Consider the following 9,417-nt stretch of genomic DNA (forward strand, 5'->3'; position numbering starts at 1 on the left):
GCCGAGCCGCCTGGTGCGCTCCCGGCTTCCGCCCCGGAGGCCGGGACCGGCATGCCTGGGGGTTCGTGCGGTGAAGGAGTAGCGTCGTTCGCATGTATGCGATCACGATTCCCGAGGCGGGCGGACCCGAGGCGCTGGTGTGGGCCGAGGTGCCGGACCCAGTGCCCGGAGAGGGCGAGGTCCTGGTCGAGGTGGTGGCGGCGGCGGTCAACCGCGCCGACCTGCTGCAGCGGCAGGGGTTCTACGACCCGCCGCCGGGGGCGTCCCCCTACCCCGGGCTGGAGTGCTCCGGCCGGGTCGCCGCCCTCGGCCCCGGAGTGACCGGGTGGAGCGTCGGTGACGAGGTGTGCGCGCTGCTGTCCGGCGGCGGTTACGCCGAGAAGGTGGCCGTCCCGGCCGGGCAGCTGCTGCCGGTGCCGGAGGGGCTGTCGCTGCGGGACGCGGCCGCGCTCCCCGAGGTGACGTGCACGGTCTGGTCGAACGTCTTCATGGTCGCCGGTCTGCGTCCGGGCGAGACCCTGCTGGTGCACGGCGGGTCCAGCGGTATCGGCACGATGGCGATCCAGCTGGCCAAGGCGGTCGGCGCGAAGGTGGCGGTGACCGCGGGGACCCAGGAAAAGCTGGACCGCTGCGCGGAGCTCGGCGCGGACATCCTGATCAACTACCGCGAGCAGGACTTCGTCGAGGAGATCGCCAAGGCCACGGACGGCGCCGGGGCGGACGTCATCCTCGACAACATGGGGGCCAAGTACCTCGACCGCAACGTGCGGGCGCTGGCGGTCAACGGGCGCCTGGCGATCATCGGGATGCAGGGCGGGATCAAGGGCGAGCTGAACATCGCGACGCTGCTCAACAAGCGCGCGGCGGTCAGTGCGACCTCGTTGCGGGCGCGGCCGCTGAGCGAGAAGGCGGCGATCGTGGCGGCGGTGCGGGAGCACGTGTGGCCGCTGGTGGCCGACGGGCACGTGCGGCCGGTGGTCGACCGGGCCGTTCCGCTCGCCGAGGCGGGGGAGGGCCACCGGGTCCTGGAGTCCAGCGACCACATCGGCAAGGTCCTCCTCCTCGCCCCTGCCGCGACCGCGTGACCGGTCCGCGGGTCACCGGCCCACGCGTCCGCGGCTCATGACTGACGCAGGCGGAGGGCCTGGAAGGTCAGGGCCAGGGCGAGGCCGGTCAGGATGAGGCCGACGCCGAGGGGGGCCGTGCTGCGTGTGCCGGAGCCGGTGCGGGCTCCGGCCTGGTCGCCGGAGGGACCGGAGTCGGCGGCGTCCGGCGGGACCAGGGCGGGCGGCGTGGTTCCCGGCGGCGTGACGCCGGGAACCACCGCGCCGAGGGAGGCGGAGGGCCCGGGGACCCACCAGGACGGTGCCGGGACGGGGCCCTCGGAAGCGGACTCCTCCGGTGCCGGTTCCTCGGTGGAGGAGGGCGGCTCCTCCCGGTCCCCCGGGTGCGTGGTCGTTCCGGGCGGATGCGGCGGACGGCCGCGTCGGGTGGCCTTACCACTCGGGTGGCCGGGTGAGGCAGTGGCCCCGGGGGAGGCGGTGGCCCCGGGCGACGGGGTGGTCCCGGGCGGCAGCGTCACCCCCGCGGAGACGGAGGGACCCGGGACCGCGCCCGACGGGGAGGCCGGACGGGTGGGTCCCGGCGGAAGCGGGGTCGGGGCGGCGGACGGCGTCGGCGAGGCGCTGCGGCCGGGCCGCTCCTGCCCGTCGCCCACCACGCTGCCCGCCCGCGACGGTGATGCGGCGCTCGGCGACGGCGTCCCGGGTGGCGCGGCCGTCACGACGGCGGCCACGGCCGGCATGGGAGTGAGGAGCCCGGGCAGGAGCAGTGCGGACGCGAGTGCCCGTCGGCCGTGGGTGGCCATACCGATGACCCCCTGCTGGGTCGGAGCCCGGAAACGACGGTCCCAGCCTCACACGCGGCCCTGACCGCGGCACCCCGGGACATCCGGACGGTGGATCAGCAGACTCTTCGGGCAAGGACGGTATTGATCGTGTGGGGACAACACGTGCGAGACAATGGCGGTATGGAGATGCCGAGGAACGAGAGCTCGCCCGAGAACCCGCAGATCCTGGTCGTGGGCCAGGACGGCATGGCACTCGGCGGTGGCGGGGACGACGAGTCCCGTGAGACCCCCGTGACGGAGCAGGTGGAGCAGCCCGCGAAGGTCATGCGGATCGGCAGCATGATCAAGCAGCTGTTGGAGGAGGTGCGTGCCGCTCCCCTCGACGAGGCGAGCCGGGTGCGCCTGAAGGAGATCCACGCCAGCTCGGTGAAGGAGCTGGAGGACGGGCTGGCCCCGGAGCTGGTCGACGAGCTGGAGCGGCTCTCGCTGCCGTTCACCGACGAGGGCACGCCGAGCGACGCGGAACTGCGGATCGCCCAGGCCCAGCTGGTGGGCTGGCTGGAAGGGCTCTTCCACGGGATCCAGACCACGCTCTTCGCGCAGCAGATGGCCGCGCGGGCCCAGCTGGAGCAGATGCGCCGTGCGCTGCCGCCGGGTGTCGCCGCGGACGGGGACGACGTCCGGGCCACCGGCCGCTCGGGCGGCCCCTACCTGTGACCCCGGTCGGCCACGTCTGACCGACCGGCGCGACGACCCCGCTCCTCACGGAGCGCCGGACGCAGCGCCGGACGGTGAACCGAACGGAACGGGAACGGGCCCGGAGCAAGCGCCTTGCGCGCTTGCTCCGGGCCCGTTCCCCTGTCGCTTCGGGGACGGCCGGCACGGCCTACTGGGAGCGACCGGTCGAGATCTCCAGCTCGACGTTGACGTCGTCCTCGTCGACGTTGGTGCCCGGGGCGGGGAACTGGCGGACGACCATGTCCTCACCCCAGGTGGCGTCGGAGACGTCCTTGGGGTCGTAGTGCCAGCCACCGTCCTGGAGGCACTTCTGCACGGAGGGCCAGTACTTGTACCGGAAGTCCGGCATGACGATCTTGTTCTCGTCGTCGTAGGCCTCGTCCGGCTCGCTGCACTCCGCGGGGTCGATCGTCTTCTCCTTCTCCGGCCCCTTGTAGTCGTCGGCCGGATCGGCGGACGCGGAGGCCGACGAGCCCCCGCCGCCACCGGTGGGCGTCTTCTCGTCGTCCCCCTGGAGCGACAGCGCGGCGACCACGCCGCCGGCCACCAGGACGGCGGCCACGGCGCCGATCAGCACGGACCGGTTCTTCCCGCCCCGGCCCGCGGGCGCCGGAGTCGGCGCGGCCGTGGGACCGGTGGGGTAACCCGGGCCGGAGGGCATCGGGGTCTGGTAGCCCGGGTGGGGCTGCTGGTAACCGCCGGAGTGCGGGTAGCCGTAGCCCGCCTGCGGAGTCGCGTACGGGCCGGGCGTGGGCGTCTGCGGCTGGTAGGGCAGGTGCACGTCCGCGGGCGGCGGCGTCTGCTGGCCCACCGGCGGGAAGACCGCCGAGCTGACTCCCGAGCCGCTCTGGCTCTGGGTGCCGGGGACGATGCTGGGCGCGACCTGCTGCAGCGACTGCATCACCCGCAGGCACTCGTCGCGCATGGCGACGGCGCTGGGGAAGCGCTCGTTCGGGTTCTTCCGCAGGGCCCGGGCGACCAGCGCGTCCACCGCCGGGGGCAGCGAGCGGTTGATCGACGACGGGGCGACCGGCTCCTCCTGGACGTGCGCGTACGCGATGGCCAGGGGGGAGTCGGCGTCGAACGGCAGCCGGCCGGTGACCAGCTGGAAGAGCATGATGCCGACCGAGTAGAGGTCCGAGCGGGCGTCCACGCCGCGGCCCAGCGCCTGCTCGGGCGACAGGTACTGCGGAGTGCCGACCACCATGCCGGTCTGCGTCATGGAGGTGACGCCGGACTGCATGGCGCGGGCGATGCCGAAGTCCATGACCTTCACCACGCCGCGCTTGGTGATCATCACGTTGCCGGGCTTGATGTCTCGGTGGACCAGCCCTTCCTCGTGGCTGATCTCCAGGGCCGCCAGGACGTCGGCGGTGATCTTCAGCGCCTTGTCGGCGGGCATGGCGCCCTGCTGGTCGATGTCGGCCTGGAGCACCGAGCCGAGCGGACGGCCCTCGACGTACTCCATGACGATGTAGGGGGTGGTCAGCTCGCCGAGGACGTCCTCGCCGGTGTCGAAGACCGAGACGATGTTGGTGTGGGCCAGCTTGGCGACGGACTGCGCCTCGCGGCGGAAGCGCTCGCGGAAGGCCTGCTCGCGGCCCAGCTCGGTGTGCAGCGTCTTGACGGCCACCTGCCGGTCCAGCACCGAGTCGTAGGCGAGGTGCACCGAGGCCATGCCGCCCTGGCCCAGGAGGTCGCGGAGCTGGTAGCGGCCGCCCGCGAGCGACTGACCCGTGAACCGGCCCTGTCCTTGTGCGCCGTCCTGGCTCATCTGTGTGCGTCCCCCATCGGATCCGGCACGGCGGCAGCGGCCGGGGCCCTCCCGCTAGTGGGTGTCGACCGTGATCGACCGTGTCTTTACCGGCCAAGTCTGCCGTAGGGCACAGACACGTCAAGCGTGGTGCCCGTTCCGTGACCGTACGCGAAGGAAGCGTCGCGGAAGCGTTACTCGATCTCCGGGCCGGTAACCGGGAATTTGCACGCCAGGCCGCCCACGGGGTTTGATGACCGGTCCGTCCCCGGCTGGAGCCGGCGGGGTCACTCCTCGACCGGAACCTGGGTCCGACCCCGGACGGAGGGGTGCGGGAAGGCTGTAGCGTGGCTGACGGAGACCGCGACAACCCTGCACGCACCGCGGGCAGAAAGACGGCGAGGACTGATGGCACAGCAGCATCCCGCTCAGGGCCCGTCCGATCCCGAGGCGGCCGGCGGCGGCATGTCTGACGCGCCGGATAATTGGGGCAACGGCGGACTGGTGGGCGACGGCCGGTACCGGCTGACCCACAGACTCGGGCGCGGCGGTATGGCCGAGGTGTTCGCCGCCGAGGACGTGCGTCTCGGCCGGACCGTGGCGGTGAAGCTGCTTCGCGCCGACCTCGCCGAGGATCCGGTGTCCAAGGCGCGCTTCACCCGCGAGGCCCAGTCGGTGGCCGGGCTCAACCACCACGCCATCGTCGCCGTGTACGACTCGGGCGAGGACCGGCTGGACGGGTCCTCGGTCCCGTACATCGTGATGGAGCTGGTCGAGGGCCGCACCATCCGCGAGCTCCTCATCGAGTCCGAGGCGCCGGGGCCCGAGCAGGCCCTGATCATCGTCTCGGGTGTCCTCGAGGCGCTGGCGTACTCGCACCAGCACGGCATCGTGCACCGCGACATCAAGCCGGCCAACGTGATCATCACGCACAACGGCGCGGTCAAGGTCATGGACTTCGGCATCGCGCGCGCCCTGCACGGCGCGCAGTCGACCATGACGCAGACCGGCATGGTGATGGGCACCCCGCAGTACCTGTCGCCGGAACAGGCCCTCGGCAAGGCCGTCGACCACCGCTCCGACCTGTACGCCACGGGCTGCCTGCTCTACGAGCTGCTGGCCCTGCGGCCGCCCTTCACCGGCGAGACGCCGCTGTCGGTGGTCTACCAGCACGTCCAGGACATCCCGCTGCCTCCGTCCGGCGTGAGCAACCAGGTGCCGCCGGAGCTCGACGGCCTGGTGATGCGCTCCCTCGCCAAGGACCCGGACGACCGGTTCCAGACGGCGGAGGAGATGCGCGGGCTGGTCCAGTACGCCCTGGAGATGCTCTACGAGCAGGGCGGCTACACCGGCACCTGGAACACCGGACCGGTCCTCGCCAACGGAGGCCCGCGCGGTGGCGCCGGCGCGACCGCGGCGACGGCGATGCTCCCGCACGGCGGCGGCCCGGGCGCCGGATCGTCGACGACGCAGATCCCGCAGCCGATGATCCCCTCGTACAACCCGGGGGACGACGGCGGCTACACCGGAGGCTCCAGGGGGTCGGGCGGCGGCAAGGGCAAGCTGCTGCTGCTGGCCGCGCTGGCGGTGATCGCCGTGGTGGCGGGCGTCGCGTTGGCCATGAACAACATGAAGGGCGAGCCGACCGACAAGGAGGACCCGAAGCCTACCGCCACGTCGCAGACCTCCGCCCCCGAGGAGGAGTCCGAGGCTCCGGACGACACCTCCGGCCAGGAGGAGGACACGACGGACAGCAGCACCGGCGGCGGCTGGGGTGACACCCCGCGCGAGCAGGAGTCGCCGACGCCTTCCAAGCAGCCCGAGTCCCCCAAGCCGGGGAACAGCGGCAGCGGCGGGACCTCCGGGAAGGGCGGCAGCACCAACGGCTCCGACGGCACGAGCGGCTCCACCGGCAGCAGCACCGGCGAGACCGGCACGGTGGACGGCTCCACCGGCAGCAGCACCGGCGAGACGGGCACGGTGGACGGCTCCACCGGCAGCAGCACCGGCGACACCGGCGCCGCCGAGGGAAGCGCCGAGGGCACCATCGTCGGAAGCGTGACCGGTACCGAGGGCTGACCGGCCGGTACAGAAAGAGGGGCGGAGGAGCGCTTGCGCTCCTCCGCCCCTCGATCTTTTCCCCAGTGAGCTTCGTGCGATCCGGGAAAGGCTGGCATGAATGAGGAGAAAAAGAGCCGTACGGAGTCTTCCATGAGGACCGTGTCCGTTATACGGTGCGCGATGTTCCGGCCACCTGCGGGCCGTTCCAAGGCTGCCACCAGCGGTTCTTCCCGACTTCTGGGAGATGGTCGGACTTCCGAGTTCTTTTACTTGGAAATCCAATCAAAATCCCAGGTCAGGCGCGGTTTCCCAGAATTGAGGAGCCGCGGGTAACGTGATTTCTCGTAGGGCGCTCGCCGGAGCACTGTCACGCCTGCTACCGGCCGAGGGCACCCACCCCGTGCGCGCTGTCGGGGCCAGGCGGAACTGTTACCCCGCGTCCCAAAGGGCGAGGGGGGCACCCCAGGTCACCCGGCAACCCCGGGGACCGGACGACGGAGGAGCAACGTGACCGTGGAGAGCACCGCCGCGCGCACCCAGCGACGCAGCGCCGCCTCAGGCAAGGCCGGGACGTCCCGTGGCCGGACGGCGGCGAAGAAGACCGCCCAGGCGGCCGACTCCGCCCCGGCGGAGCCCCAGCTCGTACAGCTGCTGACTCCCGAGGGGCAGCGGGTGAGCAACCCGGAGTACGACGGCTACGTCGACTCCATCACCCCCGACGAGCTGCGCGGGCTGTACCGGGACATGGTGCTGACCCGGCGCTTCGACGCCGAGGCCACCGCCCTGCAGCGCCAGGGCGAGCTGGGCCTGTGGGCCTCGCTGCTCGGCCAGGAGGCCGCCCAGATCGGCTCCGGGCGCGCGCTGAACGACGAGGACTACGTCTTCCCGACCTACCGCGAGCACGGCGTCGCCTGGTGCCGCGGGGTCGACCCGACCAACCTGCTGGGCATGTTCCGCGGCGTGAACCACGGCGGCTGGGACCCCAACAGCAACAACTTCCACCTGTACACGATCGTCATCGGCTCGCAGGCCCTGCACGCCACCGGCTACGCCATGGGCGTCGCCAAGGACGGGGCCGAGAGCGCGGTCATCGCCTACTTCGGCGACGGCGCCTCCAGCCAGGGCGACGTGGCGGAGGCCTTCACCTTCTCGGCCGTCTACAACGCGCCGGTGGTGTTCTTCTGCCAGAACAACCAGTGGGCGATCTCCGAGCCCACCCACCGCCAGACCCGCGTGCCGCTGTACCAGCGGGCCCAGGGCTACGGCTTCCCGGGCGTCCGCGTCGACGGCAACGACGTGCTGGCCTGCCTCGCGGTGACCAAGCAGGCCCTGGAGCGGGCCCGCCGCGGCGAGGGCCCGACCCTGGTCGAGGCCTTCACCTACCGCATGGGCGCGCACACCACCTCCGACGACCCGACCCGTTACCGCGGTGACGACGAGCGGGCCGCCTGGGAGGCCAAGGACCCGATCGCCCGCCTGCGCGCGTACCTCCTCGCCGAAACCGACACGAACGAGGGATTCTTCGAGGAACTCGAGACCGAGAGCGAGGCGTTGGGCAAGCGGGTGCGCGAAGCGGTCCGTGCCATGCCCGAGCCGGACAAGTTCGCGATCTTCGAGAACGCCTACGCCGACGGTCACGCGCTCGTCGACGAGGAGCGCGCCCAGTTCGCCGCCTACCAGGCGTCGTTCTCCGACGGTGAGGGGGTCTGACCATGGCAGTCGAGTCCGTGAAGGCGCGGGAGTCCGTGAAGAGCCTGGCGATCGCCAAGGCGATCAACGAGTCGCTGCGCAAGGCCCTGGAGACGGACCCCAAGGTCTTGATCATGGGTGAGGACGTCGGCAAGCTCGGCGGCGTCTTCCGTGTCACCGACGGCCTGCAGAAGGACTTCGGCGAGGAGCGGGTCATCGACACCCCGCTCGCCGAGTCCGGCATCGTGGGCACCGCCATCGGCCTGGCGCTGCGCGGGTACCGGCCCGTCGTGGAGATCCAGTTCGACGGCTTCGTCTTCCCCGCGTACGACCAGATCGTCACCCAGCTCGCCAAGATGCACGCCCGTTCGCTGGGCAAGGTCAAGCTGCCGGTCGTCGTCCGCATCCCCTACGGCGGCGGCATCGGCGCGGTAGAGCACCACAGCGAGTCGCCGGAGTCGCTGTTCGCGCACGTCGCCGGCCTGAAGATCGTCACGCCGTCGAACGCCGCGGACGCCTACTGGATGATGCAGCAGGCGATCGAGAGCGACGACCCGGTCATCTTCTTCGAGCCCAAGCGCCGCTACTGGGACAAGGGCCAGGTCGACACCGAGGCCATCCCCGGTCCGCTGCACAAGGCCCAGGTCGTCCGCCAGGGCAGCGACCTCACCCTGGTGGCGTACGGCCCGATGGTGAAGCTGTGCCAGGAGGTCGCCGACGTGGCCGCCGAGGAGGGGCGCTCGCTGGAGGTCCTGGACCTGCGGTCGGTCTCCCCGCTCGACTTCGACGCCATCCAGGCGTCGGTGGAGCGCACGGGCCGGCTGGTCGTGGTGCACGAGGCGCCGGTCTTCTTCGGTTCCGGCGCGGAGATCGCCGCCCGGATCACCGAGCGCTGCTTCTACCACCTCGAGGCGCCCGTGCTGCGGGTCGGCGGCTACCACGCCCCGTACCCGCCGGCCCGCCTGGAGGAGGAGTACCTGCCCAGCCTGGACCGCGTGCTCGACGCCGTCGACCGCGCGCTCGCGTACTGAGAGGAGGCCGGAACATGAGCACCTCCGTGCGCGAGTTCAAGATGCCCGACGTGGGCGAGGGCCTCACCGAGGCCGAGATCCTCAAGTGGTACGTCCAGCCCGGTGACACCGTCACCGACGGCCAGGTCGTCTGCGAGGTCGAGACCGCCAAGGCGGCCGTGGAGCTGCCCATCCCGTACGACGGGGTGGTGCGCGCGCTGCACTTCGAGGAGGGCGTCACGGTCGACGTCGGCACCTCGATCATCGCCGTGGACGTGGCCGGCGGCGCGCCCGCCGAGCCCGAGGCGGCCCCGGCC

At 71.9% G+C, this 9,417-nt stretch carries 8 protein-coding genes; 6 read left to right on the top strand and 2 right to left on the bottom strand.

Annotation, left to right across the window (positions count from 1 at the left end; translation table 11 throughout):
• Window positions 1-92 precede the first annotated feature (92 nt).
• The gene (locus ACOV8S_RS26065; protein ID WP_448320690.1) at window positions 93-1,085 is read left to right on the top strand and encodes an NAD(P)H-quinone oxidoreductase; all 993 of its coding nucleotides are present in this window, start codon (window positions 93-95) and stop codon (window positions 1,083-1,085) included.
• A 35-nt stretch (window positions 1,086-1,120) separates the two neighbouring features.
• On the opposite strand, the gene ACOV8S_RS26070 is transcribed toward ACOV8S_RS26065, so the two are convergent.
• Complete coding sequence (locus tag ACOV8S_RS26070) at window positions 1,121-1,324, bottom strand: hypothetical protein (protein ID WP_448320691.1); 204 nt, start codon at window positions 1,322-1,324, stop codon at window positions 1,121-1,123.
• A gap of 705 nt (window positions 1,325-2,029) precedes the next feature.
• Between ACOV8S_RS26070 and ACOV8S_RS26075 the strand changes: the two genes are divergently transcribed.
• Complete coding sequence (locus ACOV8S_RS26075) at window positions 2,030-2,566, top strand: bacterial proteasome activator family protein (RefSeq protein ID WP_382556812.1); 537 nt, start codon at window positions 2,030-2,032, stop codon at window positions 2,564-2,566.
• A gap of 169 nt (window positions 2,567-2,735) precedes the next feature.
• Here the strand turns inward: ACOV8S_RS26075 and ACOV8S_RS26080 are convergent, their stop codons facing one another.
• Window positions 2,736-4,361 (bottom strand): protein kinase domain-containing protein, encoded by a 1,626-nt coding sequence (locus ACOV8S_RS26080; protein ID WP_448320693.1) that lies wholly within the window; start codon window positions 4,359-4,361, stop codon window positions 2,736-2,738.
• A gap of 387 nt (window positions 4,362-4,748) precedes the next feature.
• Here ACOV8S_RS26080 and ACOV8S_RS26085 point away from each other — a divergent pair, with 387 nt between their 5' ends.
• The 4 genes from ACOV8S_RS26085 to ACOV8S_RS26100 all read left to right on the top strand — a co-directional run.
• Complete coding sequence (locus tag ACOV8S_RS26085) at window positions 4,749-6,419, top strand: protein kinase domain-containing protein (protein ID WP_448320695.1); 1,671 nt, start codon at window positions 4,749-4,751, stop codon at window positions 6,417-6,419.
• A 489-nt stretch (window positions 6,420-6,908) separates the two neighbouring features.
• A complete protein-coding gene (gene pdhA / locus ACOV8S_RS26090) occupies window positions 6,909-8,111 on the top strand; it encodes a pyruvate dehydrogenase (acetyl-transferring) E1 component subunit alpha (protein ID WP_448320696.1) in 1,203 nt (400 codons plus the stop codon).
• A gap of 2 nt (window positions 8,112-8,113) precedes the next feature.
• Window positions 8,114-9,121, top strand: coding sequence for an alpha-ketoacid dehydrogenase subunit beta (locus tag ACOV8S_RS26095; protein WP_448320697.1), 1,008 nt, complete (start codon window positions 8,114-8,116; stop codon window positions 9,119-9,121).
• A 14-nt stretch (window positions 9,122-9,135) separates the two neighbouring features.
• Window positions 9,136-9,417, top strand: a 282-nt coding sequence (locus ACOV8S_RS26100) for a biotin/lipoyl-containing protein (RefSeq protein WP_448320699.1), incomplete at its 3' end; no start/stop codon positions are given.

Source organism: Streptomyces sp. CO7 (genome assembly GCF_053474865.1).

Excerpts from the sequence above, each read along its gene's own strand:
- ACOV8S_RS26095 (WP_448320697.1), top strand. The coding sequence starts at position 8,114 with ATGGCAGTCGAGTCCGTGAAGGCGCGGGAGTCCGTGAAGAGCCTGGCG.
- ACOV8S_RS26080 (WP_448320693.1), bottom strand. The coding sequence starts at position 4,361 with ATGAGCCAGGACGGCGCACAAGGACAGGGCCGGTTCACGGGTCAGTCG.
- ACOV8S_RS26085 (WP_448320695.1), top strand. The coding sequence starts at position 4,749 with ATGGCACAGCAGCATCCCGCTCAGGGCCCGTCCGATCCCGAGGCGGCC.
- ACOV8S_RS26065 (WP_448320690.1), top strand. The coding sequence starts at position 93 with ATGTATGCGATCACGATTCCCGAGGCGGGCGGACCCGAGGCGCTGGTG.
- ACOV8S_RS26075 (WP_382556812.1), top strand. The coding sequence starts at position 2,030 with ATGGAGATGCCGAGGAACGAGAGCTCGCCCGAGAACCCGCAGATCCTG.